The 269-nt window shown below is 64.3% G+C and carries 1 protein-coding gene; it reads left to right on the forward strand.

All coding sequences use genetic code 11. From position 1 onward, the window contains the following. On the forward strand, nucleotides 1–269 hold a 269-nt coding region (locus XcodCFBP4690_RS23265; protein ID WP_146092059.1), incomplete at both ends, for a hypothetical protein.

The following is a 269-nucleotide window of genomic DNA, read 5'->3' on the forward strand; positions in this document are numbered from 1 at the left end:
GCAGCGCCGGTTCAGACCATGGCCCCAACAGTGCCTGCGACAGCAGAACCGTTGATTGCATCGCTTTCCACAGCGTCTGCCACGCCTGAGCGAGAAGCCGAGGCCGAACGGCCCCGTCCCTCAGACGCCTTGCTCGCTGATTATGGTGCGCCGGTGCTGCCCCGAGAACCCCTCGCGCAAGCGCGTGAGCAGTCATTGGCAAGCAGTGCCGCTACTCACGTGTCCGTCGGGTCTGCTGACGCAGAAGACCAACGAACGCAATCGACCCC

Origin of the sequence: Xanthomonas codiaei (genome assembly GCF_002939785.1) — a bacterium.
In the GTDB taxonomy this organism is placed as follows: domain Bacteria; phylum Pseudomonadota; class Gammaproteobacteria; order Xanthomonadales; family Xanthomonadaceae; genus Xanthomonas; species Xanthomonas codiaei.